At 45.3% G+C, this 14836-nt stretch carries 16 protein-coding genes; 4 read left to right on the top strand and 12 right to left on the bottom strand.

Features of this window, described 5'->3' with window-relative positions:
- Nucleotide 1: 1 nt before the first annotated feature.
- From ssuC to ubiG, 11 genes are all read right to left on the bottom strand, one after another.
- Nucleotides 2-817 carry an aliphatic sulfonate ABC transporter permease SsuC gene (gene ssuC, locus BLP85_RS13140; RefSeq protein ID WP_092820575.1) on the bottom strand — a complete coding sequence of 272 codons (816 nt, stop codon included), beginning with the start codon at nucleotides 815-817 and terminating at the stop codon, nucleotides 2-4.
- Complete coding sequence (gene ssuD, locus BLP85_RS13145; RefSeq protein ID WP_092820577.1) at nucleotides 817-1992, bottom strand: FMNH2-dependent alkanesulfonate monooxygenase; 1176 nt, start codon at nucleotides 1990-1992, stop codon at nucleotides 817-819. The genes ssuC and ssuD overlap by 1 nt, the downstream gene beginning before the upstream one ends.
- A 16-nt stretch (nucleotides 1993-2008) precedes the next feature.
- Nucleotides 2009-2941 carry a sulfonate ABC transporter substrate-binding protein gene (locus BLP85_RS13150; RefSeq protein ID WP_228143305.1) on the bottom strand — a complete coding sequence of 311 codons (933 nt, stop codon included), beginning with the start codon at nucleotides 2939-2941 and terminating at the stop codon, nucleotides 2009-2011.
- An 88-nt stretch (nucleotides 2942-3029) separates the two neighbouring features.
- Nucleotides 3030-3992, bottom strand: coding sequence for a sulfonate ABC transporter substrate-binding protein (locus BLP85_RS13155; protein ID WP_092820581.1), 963 nt, complete (start codon nucleotides 3990-3992; stop codon nucleotides 3030-3032).
- A 611-nt stretch (nucleotides 3993-4603) separates the two neighbouring features.
- The gene (argA, locus tag BLP85_RS13160; protein WP_092820583.1) at nucleotides 4604-5956 is read right to left on the bottom strand and encodes an amino-acid N-acetyltransferase; all 1353 of its coding nucleotides are present in this window, start codon (nucleotides 5954-5956) and stop codon (nucleotides 4604-4606) included.
- Between the two features lie 132 nt (nucleotides 5957-6088).
- Nucleotides 6089-6457, bottom strand: a complete 369-nt coding sequence (locus BLP85_RS13165; RefSeq protein WP_092820585.1) for an RcnB family protein — start codon at nucleotides 6455-6457, stop codon at nucleotides 6089-6091.
- Between the two features lie 229 nt (nucleotides 6458-6686).
- Entirely contained in the window at nucleotides 6687-7082 is a 396-nt protein-coding gene (locus tag BLP85_RS13170) for an RcnB family protein (RefSeq protein WP_092820587.1), read from the bottom strand.
- 302 nt (nucleotides 7083-7384) lie between these two features.
- Nucleotides 7385-7540: a hypothetical protein gene (locus BLP85_RS14980; protein ID WP_171259719.1), complete on the bottom strand. Its 156-nt coding sequence runs from the start codon at nucleotides 7538-7540 to the stop codon at nucleotides 7385-7387.
- A 207-nt stretch (nucleotides 7541-7747) separates the two neighbouring features.
- Nucleotides 7748-8494, bottom strand: coding sequence for a YciK family oxidoreductase (locus tag BLP85_RS13180; RefSeq protein ID WP_092820591.1), 747 nt, complete (start codon nucleotides 8492-8494; stop codon nucleotides 7748-7750).
- A 31-nt stretch (nucleotides 8495-8525) separates the two neighbouring features.
- Nucleotides 8526-9227, bottom strand: coding sequence for an HAD family hydrolase (locus tag BLP85_RS13185; protein ID WP_171259722.1), 702 nt, complete (start codon nucleotides 9225-9227; stop codon nucleotides 8526-8528).
- Nucleotides 9224-9937 (bottom strand): bifunctional 2-polyprenyl-6-hydroxyphenol methylase/3-demethylubiquinol 3-O-methyltransferase UbiG, encoded by a 714-nt coding sequence (gene ubiG / locus BLP85_RS13190; protein WP_092820595.1) that lies wholly within the window; start codon nucleotides 9935-9937, stop codon nucleotides 9224-9226. The genes BLP85_RS13185 and ubiG overlap by 4 nt, the downstream gene beginning before the upstream one ends.
- A 180-nt stretch (nucleotides 9938-10117) precedes the next feature.
- On the opposite strand from ubiG, the gene BLP85_RS13195 reads away from it, so the two are divergent.
- The gene (locus tag BLP85_RS13195; RefSeq protein ID WP_092820597.1) at nucleotides 10118-10735 is read left to right on the top strand and encodes a thiol:disulfide interchange protein DsbA/DsbL; all 618 of its coding nucleotides are present in this window, start codon (nucleotides 10118-10120) and stop codon (nucleotides 10733-10735) included.
- A 58-nt stretch (nucleotides 10736-10793) separates the two neighbouring features.
- Here BLP85_RS13195 and BLP85_RS13200 read toward each other — a convergent pair whose 3' ends face one another.
- A complete protein-coding gene (locus tag BLP85_RS13200; RefSeq protein WP_092820599.1) occupies nucleotides 10794-11453 on the bottom strand; it encodes a TetR family transcriptional regulator in 660 nt (219 codons plus the stop codon).
- 173 nt (nucleotides 11454-11626) lie between these two features.
- Between BLP85_RS13200 and BLP85_RS13205 the strand changes: the two genes are divergently transcribed.
- The 3 genes from BLP85_RS13205 to rph all read left to right on the top strand — a co-directional run bounded on the left by BLP85_RS13205 (nucleotide 11627) and on the right by rph (nucleotide 14769).
- A complete protein-coding gene (locus BLP85_RS13205) occupies nucleotides 11627-12649 on the top strand; it encodes a ferredoxin reductase (protein WP_092820601.1) in 1023 nt (340 codons plus the stop codon).
- An 84-nt stretch (nucleotides 12650-12733) separates the two neighbouring features.
- Nucleotides 12734-13879 carry a fatty acid desaturase family protein gene (locus tag BLP85_RS13210; RefSeq protein ID WP_092820603.1) on the top strand — a complete coding sequence of 382 codons (1146 nt, stop codon included), beginning with the start codon at nucleotides 12734-12736 and terminating at the stop codon, nucleotides 13877-13879.
- 173 nt (nucleotides 13880-14052) lie between these two features.
- A complete protein-coding gene (rph, locus tag BLP85_RS13215; protein ID WP_092820605.1) occupies nucleotides 14053-14769 on the top strand; it encodes a ribonuclease PH in 717 nt (238 codons plus the stop codon).
- The last annotated feature ends 67 nt before the right edge of the window (nucleotides 14770-14836 follow it).

A 14836-nucleotide genomic window follows, 5' to 3' on the forward strand; every position in this document is an offset into this window, starting at 1 on the left:
CTTATTTTTGATAGCCAGCATGCCAACGGAGCAGGTATTTTTCTAAAGTGACGGCCAGTACATCGGCCAGTTTACCCAGCAGGGCATACAGTAAAATGCCTACCAGGACCACGTCCGTCTGTAAAAACTCACGTGCATTCATGGTCATGTAACCAATGCCGGATTGTGCAGAAATGGTTTCGGCCACGATCAGCAGCACCCAGACCAGACCCAGTGCAAAGCGTAAACCGACCAGAATCGACGGCATCGCACCCGGTAAAATAATTTCTTTATACAACTGCCAGCGCGTTAAACCGTAACTTTTGCCCATCTCGATCAGCTGCGGATCGACTGAACGAATGCCATGATAGGTATTGATATAAAGCGGAAAGAATACCCCGACAGCAACCAGAAACAGCTTGGCAGATTCATCAATGCCGAACCATAAAATCACCAAAGGAATGAGTGCCAAAGCCGGGATATTACGGATCATCTGTAAGGTAGTATCCAGCAGGGTGGAGGCGGTTTTAGAAGAACCGTTCAGCAGGCCGAGTAATAAACCCAAACCGCCACCGACCAATAAACCGAGCAGGGCACGTCCAGCACTCACCTTTACGTGTTGCCAAAGTTCACCACTGACCAGCAGCTGCCAGAATGCAGCTACGACCGCCGTCGGTGCAGGTAGAATGCGGCTTTCCAACAGCCCGGTACTGGAGGCAATTTGCCAGATGACAATCAGGGCAATCGGGAACAGCCAGGGCAGCAAACGCTGCCCAAAGGGTGTTCCACGTGAAACCTTGGGTTTGGCCAAGGCTCCCGCAGAAATGCTTTTGCTCATTAAGCCGGCTCCTGATGTTTCACTTCCTTCTTGGCCTCATCTGCGACATAGTTATTTGCCACGATTTCGCCAAAAGGGCCAGTCAGGTTCGGTTGAGCCAGTTTTTTACGGGTTTCTAAAGGCAACAGCGGGAACACCAGTTCAGCAAAACGGATGGATTCTTCCAGATGCGGGTAGCCTGAGAAAATGAAGGTATCAATGCCTAAATCGGCATATTCCTGAATGCGTGCAGCCACAGTTTCAGGGTCACCGACCAGTGCCGTACCCGCACCGCCACGTACCAGGCCTACACCTGCCCAAAGGTTTGGAGATACTTCAAGTTTAGTACGGTCACCGTTGTGCAGTTCAGCCATACGGCGTTGGCCGACGGAATCCATCTGCTTGAATTTTTGTTGTGCAGCTGCAATGGTTGCATCATCCACATATTGAATCAGCTCTTCAGCAGCAGCCCATGCCTGTGCATTGGTTTCACGCACAATCACGTGTAAACGGATACCGTAACTTAAACTACGGCCTTTAGCCGCAGCTTTGGCTCTGACATTTTCAATTTTTTCTTTTACGGCTGCCGGTGGTTCGCCCCAAGTCAGGTAAGTATCGACCTGGTCGGTGGCCAATTCCACGGCGGCATCGGAAGAACCGCCAAACCAAAGCGGTGGATAAGGCTGCTGTACCGGTGGATAAAGCAGTTTTGCATCATCGACACTTAAATGTTCACCGTGGAAAGTGAAACTTTCACCAGTATGTGAACGTTTTAAAATTTCACGCCAGATGGTGGTGTATTCAGCCGCAGTTTTATAGCGCGTCGCGTGATCTTCATACACGCCGTCACCTTTCAGCTCTTGCTCATCACCACCGGTGACCAGGTTCAGCCGAACGCGACCGCCAGACAAACGGTCAAAGGTTGCTGCCATACGTGCAGCCAGTGCAGGCGTGGTCACGCCTGGACGTAATGCCACCAGAAATTTCAGGTTTTTGGTGGCATCGATCAGGCTGGCGGCGGTAATCCATGGATCTTCACATGAACGACCGGTTGGAATCAGTACGCCTTCATAACCCAGGTTATCTACCGCGACTGCAATCTGTTTCATATAAGCATGATCGACCTGACGGGCGCCTTTGCTTGTGCCTAAATAACGACTGTCACCATGCGTAGGAATAAACCAGAAAATTTTCATTGTATTGATCCTTAGATTATTTGCCTGCCCAAACGGCTTGCTGAATATTGATAGATTTTGGAATGATCTTGAGTTCGCTAAAACGGTTGGCCAGTTCTTGCTGATCGGCAATCACTTTCTTTGTGAGCAGAGCTGCACCAGACGGGTTCGGACGGCGCTGGATAAAAGTCTGGCTGACCACCGGTTTCAGACCTGTGCTTTTCGCAAACAGGCTTGCAGTAGCGGCTTTATTGTTTTGTACCCATTTATCTGCAACGTTCACTTGCTTGATAATGCCTTTTAGTGCCTGAGGATGATTCTTCACCAAATTATTTGAAGCCAGATAGAAGGTGTAATTTGGGCTTAAGCCTTTACCTGAAGCCAGCACCTTGGCTTTATCTTCCAGTTGTGCCGCAGCATAGTACGGATCCCAAATGGCCCAGGCATCAATCGCGCCTTTCTGGAACGCTGCTCGGGCATCAGCTGGGCTGAGCCAGATCGGTTGAACATCTGTCCATTGCAAACCGGCTTTGCGTACCGCCTGCACCAATAAATAATGTGAGCTTGAACCGCGATGCACCCCAATACGTTTACCCTTCAACTGGCGGAGCTGGGTAATTTTGGAGTTGCTTGGCACCAAAATGGCAGAAGCCAAAGGTTTTGCCGTTTCATAGGCAAAATAATGCAGTGGCTTGTTGCCTGCCTGAGCATACACAGGCGGCGTATCCCCTGTGGCACCGATATCAATCGAACCGACTGCTAGGGCTTCTAAGATTTGTGGACCACCTGGAAATTCATTCCAAGTGATTTTTGCATTAGGAAATTCCTGTTCAAACAGCTTTTGTTGCTGTGCAATCACCAGATTGACGGAAGATTTTTGATAACCGACGCGTAGCTGTTTTACTGAAGGATCCACAGCCCAGGTGGCGCTTGAACCCAACATCGCGCAAGCAACCAATAGGGCATTCATGCCATGACTGGAGGTTTTGAACCAGGTGTTTGCTTTGTGGTGTGGCTGATGCTGAGTCATGTTAAATCCCCTAAGTTTTATCTATGCTTTACTTCGCTAAAATTGCGGCTTGAATATTGAGTTTGTTTGGAATCAGTTTCTGGTTATAAAAGGCATCGGCAACATATTGCTGCTTTTGCACCACTTCAGCAGAAATCGGTTGTACCCCAAAGCCCATGCGGGAAATGGAGGTTTTCAGGATTTCGTTAGACAGTCCTGTTGGTTTTTCCAGCAGCTTGGCGGCTTCGTCCTGATGCTGGGATACCCATTGGGTGGTGGTGTTGAGTTCATTCACGACCGCTTTCAGCACATCCGGATGCTGCTCGGCAAATTTGCGGTCAGCCAGATAAAACTGATGGTTACTGACCAGGTTTTCACCGGTGGCAATGACACGGGCACCAATCTGCTTTTCTGCAGCAGCAAAGAACGGATCCCAAATTACCCAGGCATCGACCGCACCCCGTTCAAAGGCAGCGCGTGCGTCCGAAGGCGGCAAGTACACCACCTGGATGTCATTTAGAGTGAGCTTGTTGGCTTCTAACACTTTTAACAGTAGATAATGAACATTTGAGCCTTTATTGAGGGCAACACGTTTGCCTTTTAAATCCTGGATGCTATGAATGGCTGAATCTTTTTGTACAATCAGGGCTTCAGCTTTAGGCGCTGCCGGCTGGTTGGCGATATAAACCAGATTCGAATTGGCTGCCTGCGCGAAAATTGGCGGCGCTTCACCTGCTTCGCCTAATACAACACTGCCGACATTCAAGCCTTCAAGTAATTGAGGACCGGCAGGGAATTCCACCCATTTCACATTGACGCCCTGGTCTTTCAATGCCGTTTCTAAAGTGCCGCGTTCTTTAATAATCGGTAACAAGCCATATTTTTGAAAGCCGATATTTAAAGTGACCGTTTCAGCTTCTTTTTTTCCGCAACCTGACATCATCATTGCGCCAGCAACTACTGAAGAAAGGACCAGTGATTTCGCCCAGAATTTTGCTTGAATGGCGCTCATGTATGTGTGCTCCGCAATAAGGAAGTGTTGAATATTGAACACATACGCTAAAGCCTTTTCTTTTTCGAAAAAAATAAGAAAAGATAAATTTCTAATGAGGAAAAAAGATAAATAAAAAAAAGAAAAACTTATGCAGAAATGTGATTTATCCGGACAATTCAATATCCAGTTTTATTTAATTAAGCTATTGATATTAAATAATTTAAATTCTAAATCTTATGCGGGTATAACGTTATTTAAATACAGCATAAGAAAATCGTCAAAAATTTCGCAAAAGCATAGATAAAGATATAAAAAATAAAGCTATAGCAGGCATAAAAAAAGCCACTTCAAGTGCACTGCTGTCCCATAATTTGAATTTTATTTTAATACTGAACCAGCATGATGATTTGTTATCTTTAAATATTTGATATTTATATTTTTCATAGCCTTGTCTTTTCTTTAAAAGTTTAAGTGGCTCTGTGTAGGCTAAACCCTACTTTTGACAGACCAAAAGTAGGCAAAAGTCTTTATTCCCCATACACGACATCCTGTCGTGATGGGGAATGTGTGGCATCCCTGCCACACTCGCGAATCTAATACATGGACTTCAACTATGGGACCGTAGTGACTTAAAGTGACTTTTTAAAGACCAGAGAATTACGTTGATAGTTGTACAGCGCCTGACGGGCATTGGGCAAGTCATCCACACTGGCTGCTTCAAAACCATGTTCGACAAACCAGTGTGCAGTACGTGTGGTCAGTACAAACAGCTGCTGAATGCCCAGGCTTTTGGCCTTGTCTTCCAGGTAATGCAGAATCTGGCTGCCGCGGTTAGATTTGCGATAGGTTGGATCGACCGCGACACAGGCAATCTCGGCCGATTTAATTTCATTGGCTGAGGTGGGAATAGGGTACAGCGCGGCGCAGGCCAGAATCATGCCATCCCGTTCAATCACGGAAAACTGTTCAATTTCACTTTCTAATCGTTCACGTGAGCGATACACCAGAATGCCTTCAGCTTCCAGTGGACGAAGCAGATTCATCAAGCCGCCGACATCCTGAATCGTAGCCGTACGCACATCTTCATAATGGGCATCGGTCATCATGGTGCCTGCACCATCACGGGTAAACAGTTCTTCCAGCAAGGCACCATCGTAAGTATAAGAAATCAGATGCACACGATGTACCCCTTGCAGTGAGGCATTTTTGGCACCGCGCAATTGCAGGGCAATATCCGGGTTAGAATCCTGATATTGCAAGATCTGCCGATCCAGCTGATGCGGTGCTATTTCACGCTGCAATTGTCCAAATTCATTGACCAGACCTTGCTGTTTCCCCAAAAAGATCAGCTTGTCGGCTTTTAGCAGAATGGCGGTATTGGTGGCCACTTCTTCCGCGACCAGGTTAAACACTTCACCGGTACTGGAATAGCCGGTTGGACCCAGCAATACAATATTGTGGTTTTTCAGATGTCTCTGAATGGCGTCGGTATCGACGGTACGCACTTCACCCGTCAGCTGGAAATCGATGCCGTCCCGAATGCCATAGGGTTTAGCGGTGACAAAATTGCCCGAGATCACATCAATACGGGCGCCGTACATGGGTGAGTTGGCGAGTCCCATGGAAAGCAGGGCTTCAATTTGCAGGCGAATAGATCCCACCGCATTCATGACGCAGCTTAAGGATTCTCGTGTGGTAATGCGGCGGTGATTATGGAAAGGGGTTTGAATGCCGCTGGTTTTCAGGTTCTGGTTGATTTGAGAACGGGCACCATGCACCAGAATCAGACGAATGCCTAAAGAATGCAGCAGGGCAATGTCGTGAATAATATGCTGGAAATTTTCATGCTGTACCGCTTCGCCATCAAACATGATGACAAAGGTTTTGTTGCGGTGGGCATTGATATAGGGCGCAGAATGTCGAAACCAATGCACATATTGCAAATTTGTGCTTTGTGAAGTTTCAGATGAATTCGTTTGCATACCTATCTCAAAATTAAAAAATTTCTTTCCTTGATTCTAATCAAAAAATGACGGGGGGGAAGCTAAAAAATAAAAAAACACCCGAATGGCGTTCAGGTGTTTTTTTTAGGGAAGAGGAAACTTAAACCGGTTTTAGTTGATGATGCGCACAATACGGTCGGTACGTTCATTCACTAATACATAGTCGCCATTGATTTTATACCACTGTTGATAACGATTGGCATTGGGTAAGCGGCGTGCTTCACGGTCGCTGACTTTATAACGTGATGAGTCGTAAAAACGTGGGAAGTTTTGGCCAGCACGCCAGTCACGACTTGGGTTGAGCTTTTTATTGTCGTAACGGTTGTGGTCATAACGGTTATTATTATCCCAACGCTTGTCCTGATGTGATGGTGCATGGTTGTAACGATGATCATCATAACGATGGTCCGGTGCGGCCATTGCAGAAGTTGCCATCAATGCAGATAAAGAAAGCGCAATTGTAGTCAGAACTTTTTTCATTACTTTCACCCTGAATCATTTAGGAAGATGTTTTCGATGATTCAAAATTAGAGGAAAAGTAGAGATAAACGATGTTGGAATCTTAGTTGAATTGTGAAATTGATGGAGAAAAAAAGAAGATTGTAAAGGTCTGAAAGTTATAGCGTTAAAAAAGGAAATTTGAAAATAAGGGCATAAAAATAAAAAAAGCCCAAACTGAAGTTTGGGCGTGGAGAATTAAAAGCGGCGTTTAGAAACCTTGAATACGTATAATATTATTGCTGTCTGTATCCACTAAAATATAGTCATTGTTGATTTTGTACCATTGCTGGTTACGCGACGGTTTAGGTAGGTCATGGCTTTTATAGTCAACCTTGTAGCCATTGCCACGATAATGCTGCGGCATCACATATCCCGGTTGCCATTTATGCTGTTGTAGACGCTTGAATCCGCGTTCTTCACGCATACGGCGTTTGCCCTGCATGTCATTATCATCTTCACGAAAATCACGGCCTTTATTGAATTTTGGATGATCGGATTGATCCCAGCCACGATTATCATGTTTTTCATGAGGTGCAGCAGTAGTGATACTGTTTGCCATCAATGCACTGAAAGAAATTGCCAGAATTGTCAAAATCTTTTTCATGTTGAACCCTCATAAAAAAAGTATTAATTTCATTGATGTTAATGTACGCAAAAATTGCAGAGAAACTGTGAAGATAAATCACTCATTTCTTAAAAAATGCAGAGATAATAAGGATATTACTGGAAAAATATCTCATCATTTAAAAATCTTCAGCAATTTTATAGGGCTATTAAATACTAAAAAACTTTGTGTTGATGAAAACTTTGTATCAAATTTTTGAGATCATGCTTATTCATTCAAAAATGTTCTCAGAAACTGGCTGAACAGCTGATCTGGTTTGACTGCTCAATATCATTTTACTTTTAGTTCCATTGTTCAACCAGGCCTTGTAGTGAGCTGACTGCCTCAGCAATGGCTTCTGCCTGTTTGGCATCCTCCAGACCGATGGTCAAGGTATTTGAAAGCTGTAGTTTTTCAATAACACGAATTGTTTCAATTTTACGTTTTTGGTCTGCCATGTTGCACTTCCTCATGTTGAAGGTTTTTTCATGTTGTTCAGCATAGCGGTATTGTTATGATTTATAAAAACGAATATTTTTGTAAAATTTATTTGAAAATTCGATTTAATGTTTGGAATACTCAAAATCTGCTTTTTCAGTTTTTTTAATCAGTTTGCATCTGTAATAAAAAAGGAGCGGTATTCGCTCCCTTTTCATCTTTACAGATCAGTCTTGGGCATCAATGCTTTGACCATTCAGATGCAGGCTGTCATCTCCCATTAAATACAGGTAAGCCGGCATAATGCTTTCCGGTGTTGGCAAGGTTTTTGGATCTTCCTCAGGATAAGCCTTGGCACGCATGGCGGTCCGGGTGGCACCCGGATTGATGCAGTTAAAACGGACGTTAGGATAGACATTTTCCTTGGCAAAAATCTGGTTCACCGCTTCAATGGCAATTTTAGAGACCGAATAGGCTCCCCAGCGTTCCCGCGCTTCACGTCCTACACCGGAACTGGCAAATACCACCGAAGCATGCTCGGATTTTGCCAGTAAGGGCAGCAGTTCCTGGGTCAAAATAAAGGGAGCACGCAGATTCACCGCCATTACATCATCCCAGACATCTACTGGGTAATGCGCCAGTTCGGTACGTTCCCCCAGTATGCCGGCATTGTGCAAAATGCCGTCCAGACGGCCGAACTGTTGCGTTAAAGTATCGACCAGCAATTCATAGTCACGAGGAGAGGCGCTGGAGAGCTGCAAAGGCAGAATAGCCGGTTGTGGCGCACCCAGGCTTTCAATTTCATCATAAATGACTTCAAGCTTGTTTAGGGTACGTCCATGCAGCACTACAGTGGCACCATGCAGGGCATAGCTTATTGCAGCCGCACGGCCAATACCATCGCCCGCACCTGTAATCAGGATAATGCGATCTTTTAACAGATCGGGGCGAGGCTGATATTCTGAATATTTCATTGCATACCTCCTCGTTTATATTGTTATGTCGTTATGAAATGAGTGAATGATGATCTTGTTTTACACCGACTAGTTGATTAATCACTTGATGTAATTCTGCAACTGTCTTCACTATACAATCCGCCTGCCATGCTGTTAAGTCATCTTTGTGTTGCAATGGTAAATAGCCATAGCCCGCCAGGATGGTGTACATATGGGCATTGCGGCCCGCATCGATATCACGCGGATGGTCACCGACATAAATGCAGTCTTCAGCTCTGACCTGAATTTGCTTGGCTGCCAGATACATCGGTTCCGGATCGGGCTTGGTGTTGCTGACATCTTCCGGGCAAACCAGAACCGCACAGCGTTCAGTCAAATTCAGTGCCTGAAGCAAGGATTCACTGAGCCAGCGTGGCTTGTTGGTGACAATCCCCCAGGGAATATTCTGACTTTCCAGTTGCTCCAGCAAGGGATACATGCCTTCAAACAGGTCGGTCTCTACTGCAATATCTTCACCGTACAGGTCTAAAAAGCGCTGGCGATGTGCAAGGAACACAGGATCATCCACTTCCAGTTCCGGATAGACCAGTTTCACCATGGCGCGTGCGCCTTCAGACACCTGGGTACGAATTAAATCAGCCGCCACGATGTCACAGGGTTTATCGCGGCACATGTCCTGAATAATGCGAATGAAGTCGGCCGCGGTATCAATCAGGGTGCCATCCAGGTCAAACAGTACAGCTTTCATCAGACACCTTCTTTTACCGTGTGAACCATGTAGTTCACATCGACATTCGGTGCCAGCCAGTAACGTTTGGTGAGCGGGTTGTAATGCAGGCCGGTCATGTCTTTCAGTTTCAGATTTGCCGCACGGATATCATGTGCCAGCTCGGAAGGTTTAATAAACTTGCTGTAATCATGTGTGCCTTTGGCCAGCATACGCAGGACATATTCTGCACCAATAATGGCAAACAGATAGGATTTCGGATTACGGTTAATGGTTGAGAAGAACACGTGACCGCCCGGTTTGACCAGAGTCTGGCAGGCCTGAATAATCGATGCCGGATCGGGTACATGTTCCAGCATTTCCATACAGGTGACCACGTCATATTGTCCGGCTTGCTCTTGTGCCAACTGCTCTACTGGAACCTGACGATATTGAATATTCTGTACGCCTTCCTGTTCGGCATGAATGCGTGCCACATTTAACGGTGCTTCACCCATGTCGATACCCAAAACATCGGCGCCACGACGCGCCATGCTTTCCGAGAGAATACCGCCACCGCAACCGACATCGAGCACCTTTTTACCGCTGAGACCGCCGGCATGCTCATCAATCCAGTTTAAACGCAGCGGATTGATCATATGCAAGGGGCGGAACTCAGAATGCTGATCCCACCATATGGCAGCGAATGCTTCAAATTTGGCAATTTCTTGTGGATCAACATTCAATTGCGACATCGGTATCACCTTAATCAAGTCGTTATAATTTAAAAAAGTTACAGAAGCTTAGTGTAGCGTTAATTCTAAAAAAAGCGATAAATGCCGTAAAAAAGTTCACAGAATGAAAACGAAATCGGCATAATTGATTTATAGTGATCGCATAAATTAAGCATAATGATTTAGAGGACAATAAGGTCAATGAAAAAATTTCTTTTAGGTAGCGTAGCGACGGCTATTTTTGCCTTATCCGGCACTGCAATGGCAGCAAATTTTGTTGCAGGTAAAGATTACACCGTGGTGGCCAACCCGGGTAAAGTTCAGGTACCTGGAAAAATTGAAGTGCGCGAATTCTTCTGGTACGGCTGCCCGCACTGCTATCGCTTAGAGCCGCATATGCAGACCTGGCTGAAAAAAATGCCTAAAGATGTCAACTTTGTGCGTACTCCGGCTGCCATGAATCCGGTGTGGGAACAGGGTGCACGTGGCTACTTCGTGTCTGAAGCATTAGGGGTACGCAAGAAAACTCACCTGCCGTTATTCCATGCCATTCATGCGGGTGGCCAGCAGATTTTTGATCAAAACTCCCAGGCCAAGTTCTTTGTAAAATATGGCGTGCCTGAAGCTAAATTTAACAGCATGTTTAATTCATTCGCGATTACCTCAAAAGTGGCACAAGCCAAGCAATTGGCACAGCAATATCAATTGAGCGGTGTGCCTGCGGTCGTGGTCAATGGTAAATATGTGGTACAAGGCGAAGATGCCAAAGTGACGCAAGTGATCAGCTACCTGGTCGAAAAAGAGCGTAAAGCCAAATAAGCAACAGGCTCTAAAAAAACCGCCATCATGGCGGTTTTTTATATCGGCTAGTCTTCAATTATGAAGAGGCAGAATCTTTGGATGGGTCCCAGTTGGAGATGCCACGGAAAATCAAATGCACTTGAGTCATGGTTTGCAGCTTAAACTGGTTTTGCTGTGTTGACCGTTCCGGACCCTGAAATTTCCGGCTAATGTCCATCCAGGTCATGGCCCAGGTAAAAGACAAGTTAATTAAAATATTGGAAAATACTTGCAGGTCTTGGGCATTACCAATGTGCTGCATGGTCTTAACTTGACCCAAATCGTTTGCCAGGTCTTCAATTAAAAAATTAATTTCCCGTGCAATGGCATGGCGGATCACTTCTGAGCCACCCCAACGCTCGGCAATCATAAAAACCCAAGGTTCAGGATGATGTTCAACCGCCTGAAAAAACAGGTCCAGGCTGATTTCGGTTTTGGTATTCGGTTGATAGATATAGGCCTGTCCCAGCTGATGCAAAATGCCTTTTAAATGCATGGCAACCTGATCGACCAGTTCCAGTCCCAGCTCGTTCATGTCCTGAAAATGACGATAGAACGCCGTCGGCACCAAGCCGACATGACGTGCGATTTCACGCAAACTGATGCTGCTAAAAGAACGCCCAGACGTGCTTAAAGCCAGCGCGGCATCTAAAAGTGCTTGGCGGCTCTGCTGTTTACGCTCATCCCGTATCGACATTCGACTACTCTAAAAAAATTCTGCATGAAGTCTATCAAAAAAAAACAAAATAAACGACGAATGTCAGTGAACAGGTGTTGACTGAATTGAAAAACCCTTATAGTGTACAGGTGTTCACTATAAGAACAACTGTTCACTCAAATAAATAGCCAGCAATAAAAGAGGAACGTCATATGAGTCATGTGATGCAATATCAGCCGCAATGGATTCGAGAAGATTTTGTCGATTTTATTGCTGAAAAAATCAATCCGGTATGGGCCTGGAAAAAAGTCAAAGCCAGCATTGTTGATGTACACATGCTCAGTTCCGATTTTTATCAAATTGAGTTGCAGCCGAATCATAATTTTCGCGCTGATGCTTTTCGTGCCGGACAAAGTATTTTAGTGACTGTCGTGATTGCAGGTGTGCGTGAGCAACGTAGCTATTCCATTGTCAAAATTGCCGCAAACGGTCATGTCGTGATTGCAGTGAAACGTCAGGGCAAAGTGTCCAATGCTTTAACCCGTTTGACGGCGGGCAGCGTGGTGGAAATCTCTCAGGCTCGAGGTGATTTCACTTTAAGTTCATCTCAGGCGCCTATTCTGTTGTTGGCTTCTGGAAGTGGCATCACCGCTATTTATGCCTTATTGCCACAGGCGATTCGTCAACAAGTCAGCCAGATTGATCTGATTTATTTCACGCGTGATGATGCCTTTCATAATGAATTGCAGCAATTGGCCGAGCAACATCCACAGTTTAAATATCATCATTTTAATACTCTAAACCATAAACAACATTTAACGACGCAACTGCTTGAAAGTACCGTGCCGGATTTTCAGCAATGTCAAAGTTATGCCTGTGGTGCCCAGGGCATGATGCAGAGTCTGAACCAGATTTATCAACAGCTGGGGATTGCCGATCTGCTCAGACAGGAATATTTCCAGGTCGTGGTTGATGAAACTGCAGCAGTACAACCGGTGGTCTTTTTACGTGCCCAACAAGAGTTTGAAGCCAGAACCAATTTGCTGGAAAGTGCCGAACAGGCGGGGTTAAGACCCGCACATGGTTGCCGCATGGGCATCTGCAATACCTGTACCTGTACCAAAGTGAGCGGTTCGACCAAAAACCTGCTGACCGGTGAAATCGACCACGATAGCAATACCCAGATCAAGTTGTGTATTAGCCAGGCCGTGAGTCCGGTAGTGATTAACCTTTAAAAAATAAAAACGCTTTAATAGCGCCGTTTAGTGAGTGATCGCACTTTTAAAAACAGGGTTCGATGCTCACTCAGGAGAAAAACAATGAATATGTCAGTGAAGTTTCAAGAAAAAAGTAAATCAAAATATTTAAGCCCTGAACAAATTGCCGAATTTGGTGAAAAAGTCGATGCCATTCGCCGTGAAGTGATGGACAATATTGGCGAAAAAGATGCTGAATACATTTATAAAATCCGCGATTTTGTCCGTTATAGCGAAATTGCCTCCCGTGGCATGTTGATGTTTGGCGGCTGGATTCCGCCAGTCTGGTTATTGGGCACGGGCTTGTTGGGTATTTCCAAAATTGTGGAAAATATGGAGCTGGGCCATAACGTGATGCACGGTCAGTTTGACTGGCTGAACGACCCGAATCTGAACGGTGCCAATTATGACTGGGATACCATGGCGACTGGGGATGACTGGAAATATACCCACAATTATATCCATCACACCTATACCAATATTATTGGTAAGGACCATGATGTGGGCTATGGCCTGATTCGGGTCAGTGAATCGCAAAAATGGGAACCGCGTTTTTTATTTAATATTCCTTTAACCATTCAGCTCATGCTGTTCTTTGAATGGTATGTCGGCGTACAGGGTTTACATCTGGAAGATGTGCTGGTTTATAAAACCAAAACCTGGAAAGAGGTATGGAAAGAGTCGGCAAAATTCCGTAAAAAAGCCACCCGTCAGATTGCCAAAGATTATGTATTTTTCCCGTTAATTGCAGGTCCGAATGCACTGCCGGTCTTTGCCGGCAATGCCGTGGCCAATGTCATTCGTAGCCTCTGGGCATCCGCAGTGATTTTTAATGGACATTTCACGGAAGATGCCGAAACCTTTGAACCGGATAATACTGAAAATGAAACCCGCGCCGAATGGTACTTACGTCAGATTCGCGGATCGAGCAATTTTAGCGGCACAGAATGGCTGCACATTTTAAGCGGTAATTTGAGTCATCAAATTGAACATCATCTGTTCCCGGATATGCCGGCAAACCGTTATGCAGAAGTGGCGCCTAAAATTCGTGCCTTATGTGCCGAATATGGCATTCACTATAACGAAGCCAGCTTTTTTAAACAGTTCGGCAGTGTCTGGGTGCGTTTGGCCAAATGTTCATTGCCAAATTCATGGACCTCAACCCTTGACCAATCTAAACAGAAATTAAAAGGCTTATTGGGCTTTTAATATTCTATCACAAGCTTAAGGATATGCAGGGCGGGTAGTGAATTTCATGCAAGCTTAAATGGACGCGTCTGGGCTTGATGGTTTTTGCCAATGGAGAATCTCCGGGCAAAACCTGAGAGCCTGCTTCTGTTATACTAGGCCGCAATGAATTTTAGCCAAAACAAGGACTCATTATGCGTATCGACCAACGTACATTAGATCAATTACGTGAGGTAAAAATTACCCGTAACTATACACGTTATGCGGAAGGTTCAGTGTTGATTGAATTTGGTCATACTAAAGTTCTTTGTACCGCAAGTATTGATAATTCGGTACCGCGTTTCTTGAAAGGGAAAGGACAAGGCTGGGTGACTGCGGAATACGGCATGTTGCCACGTTCAACCCATACCCGTAGTGACCGTGAAGCCGCGCGTGGTAAACAAAGTGGCCGTACTCAGGAAATCCAGCGTCTGATTGGTCGTAGCCTGCGTGCCATGGTCGATTTGAAGAAACTGGGTGAAAACACCATTACCATCGACTGTGATGTGATTCAGGCAGATGGCGGTACGCGTACTGCTTCCATTACCGGTGCAGCAGTGGCTTTAGTGGATGCCATGAATGTATTGCTTGAAACCAAGAAAATTAAGCAAGATCCGTTGAAAGGTCTGGTGGCCGCGATTTCTGTCGGCATGTATCAGGACAAAGCCTTACTGGATCTGTGTTATGAAGAAGATTCAAATTGCCAAACTGACTTAAACGTGGTGATGACTCAGGCAGGCGAATTTATCGAGCTGCAGGGTACGGCTGAAGACAAGCCATTTACCCGTGCACAATGTAACGAAATGCTGGAATTGGCAGAAAAAGGTATTCAAGAACTCATTAAAAAACAGCAAGAAGCTTTAGGCTGGTAAGTTGTTGGTTTAAACATCTCAGCAATAAAAAACGCACCCATCGGTGCGTTTTTTATTTACTCAATCT

It is taken from the genome of Acinetobacter kookii, from assembly GCF_900096895.1.
GTDB lineage: Bacteria > Pseudomonadota > Gammaproteobacteria > Pseudomonadales > Moraxellaceae > Acinetobacter > Acinetobacter kookii.

What these genes read in the sequence shown, in the direction of transcription:
- ssuC (WP_092820575.1), bottom strand. Translation starts at nt 817, where the DNA reads ATGAGCAAAAGCATTTCTGCGGGAGCCTTGGCCAAACCCAAGGTTTCA.
- ssuD (WP_092820577.1), bottom strand. Translation starts at nt 1,992, where the DNA reads ATGAAAATTTTCTGGTTTATTCCTACGCATGGTGACAGTCGTTATTTA.
- BLP85_RS13150 (WP_228143305.1), bottom strand. Translation starts at nt 2,941, where the DNA reads ATGAATGCCCTATTGGTTGCTTGCGCGATGTTGGGTTCAAGCGCCACC.
- BLP85_RS13155 (WP_092820581.1), bottom strand. Translation starts at nt 3,992, where the DNA reads ATGAGCGCCATTCAAGCAAAATTCTGGGCGAAATCACTGGTCCTTTCT.
- argA (WP_092820583.1), bottom strand. Translation starts at nt 5,956, where the DNA reads ATGCAAACGAATTCATCTGAAACTTCACAAAGCACAAATTTGCAATAT.
- BLP85_RS13165 (WP_092820585.1), bottom strand. Translation starts at nt 6,457, where the DNA reads ATGAAAAAAGTTCTGACTACAATTGCGCTTTCTTTATCTGCATTGATG.
- BLP85_RS13170 (WP_092820587.1), bottom strand. Translation starts at nt 7,082, where the DNA reads ATGAAAAAGATTTTGACAATTCTGGCAATTTCTTTCAGTGCATTGATG.
- BLP85_RS14980 (WP_171259719.1), bottom strand. Translation starts at nt 7,540, where the DNA reads ATGGCAGACCAAAAACGTAAAATTGAAACAATTCGTGTTATTGAAAAA.
- BLP85_RS13180 (WP_092820591.1), bottom strand. Translation starts at nt 8,494, where the DNA reads ATGAAATATTCAGAATATCAGCCTCGCCCCGATCTGTTAAAAGATCGC.
- ubiG (WP_092820595.1), bottom strand. Translation starts at nt 9,937, where the DNA reads ATGTCGCAATTGAATGTTGATCCACAAGAAATTGCCAAATTTGAAGCA.
- BLP85_RS13195 (WP_092820597.1), top strand. Translation starts at nt 10,118, where the DNA reads ATGAAAAAATTTCTTTTAGGTAGCGTAGCGACGGCTATTTTTGCCTTA.
- BLP85_RS13200 (WP_092820599.1), bottom strand. Translation starts at nt 11,453, where the DNA reads ATGTCGATACGGGATGAGCGTAAACAGCAGAGCCGCCAAGCACTTTTA.
- BLP85_RS13205 (WP_092820601.1), top strand. Translation starts at nt 11,627, where the DNA reads ATGAGTCATGTGATGCAATATCAGCCGCAATGGATTCGAGAAGATTTT.
- BLP85_RS13210 (WP_092820603.1), top strand. Translation starts at nt 12,734, where the DNA reads ATGAATATGTCAGTGAAGTTTCAAGAAAAAAGTAAATCAAAATATTTA.
- rph (WP_092820605.1), top strand. Translation starts at nt 14,053, where the DNA reads ATGCGTATCGACCAACGTACATTAGATCAATTACGTGAGGTAAAAATT.